This is a genomic window from Streptomyces sp. NPDC006265 (assembly GCF_040613555.1).
GTDB lineage: Bacteria > Actinomycetota > Actinomycetes > Streptomycetales > Streptomycetaceae > Streptomyces.
This window is the reverse complement of the sequence record NZ_JBEXSH010001511.1, coordinates 1-1,111: the sequence shown is the minus strand read 5'-3', so window position 1 is coordinate 1,111 and position 1,111 is coordinate 1. Positions and strand designations below refer to the sequence as shown.

2 protein-coding genes are annotated in these 1,111 nt (G+C 71.6%); both read left to right on the top strand.

All coding sequences use genetic code 11. The annotated features are described in order from the left end of the window. The first annotated feature begins 486 nt into the window (after positions 1–486). Positions 487–717: a hypothetical protein gene (locus tag ABZ281_RS50255; RefSeq protein ID WP_356665616.1), complete on the top strand. Its 231-nt coding sequence runs from the start codon at positions 487–489 to the stop codon at positions 715–717. Positions 718–931: 214 nt separating this feature from the next. Continuing rightward, positions 932–1,102 carry a hypothetical protein gene (locus tag ABZ281_RS50250; protein WP_356665614.1) on the top strand — a complete coding sequence of 57 codons (171 nt, stop codon included), beginning with the start codon at positions 932–934 and terminating at the stop codon, positions 1,100–1,102. The last annotated feature ends 9 nt before the right edge of the window (positions 1,103–1,111 follow it).

Below are 1,111 nucleotides of genomic sequence, written 5' to 3'. Positions count from 1 at the left end.
GGCCATGGCCGTGGCCGCCCGCCGGGGACGGGACCACCCGACAGCGAAGTGGCCGCCCAACGCGCCGTAGCCGCCCGACCCCACCGGGACCGCCTGACGGGGACAGGGTCCGAACATCCAGGACATCTGCACACCGCGTCCCAGAAGGCGGCGCCGCGCCCCGGCCGTTGCCATCTCCCGGCCGGGACCTGGGGATTTGGCGGTGAAGTGCCCGCTTCGGGAAACGGGGCGCAATACTCCCGCGCCCGGCCGGGCGACGGGCTGTGTGAAGGATTGGGCGCATCCGGTGACCTCGCGGTCATAGCGGTGAAGGCGATTGGCGGACGGAGCCGTGCCTCGTCGGCGGGCGGTTGGCCGTCCTCTCCGCGGGGTGCTTTGATCCTGCGCACGGCGGGAGCGGCCGGGGCGGAATCCAGGTCCCCGGATTCCGGCGCTCACCCGCGCTCACCGCCATTGCGAGACATACACGCGAAGGGAAACTCCCCCATGAACCTCACCTCTCGGGTCGACACCGCCGAGCTCTCCGATGCCGACCTGGACACCGTCGCCGGTGGCAACGCGGGCGGCGTCGGTGTCTCCGCGGGCCTCGTGGGCGGCCTCTCCGCCGGCCTGGTCGGCCCCCTGACCGGCGAGGCCTGCGCCACCATGCAGGCGGTCCTCTCGCCGGAGGGCGCGGCTGCGGGCGCGAACACGGGCGTGCACACGACGTCGCTCTGACGACATCCGTGCACGAGAGGCCCCGGGGAGCGCTCGCTCCCCGGGGCCTCTCGTGCGCGCGTCCCGAACCCGGCCGCCGCCGCAAACGTGGGGAATTTGCGAAGCACGTGATGGAAATCTGGACACCACGGGGGTGGGTAACGCGGTGAGAGGGCGTGACGCAGACTTACTCGGACCCCTCAGATCCCGGCTGCAAACCGATTGGAAGACCGCTGTGAAACCCGACTCGACCCGGACCGAAGAACTGCCGATCTACGAGAGCCTGATACGCGAACGCGGTGACGTCGTGGAGGAGGCCCGCGTGGTGGCCGAGGAGACCCAGCACCAGATGAGCCTGGCACTGAGCGGGGTCGCCCCGGCCTCGCAGGAGACCGGCGCGCCCTGACCAGGGGGC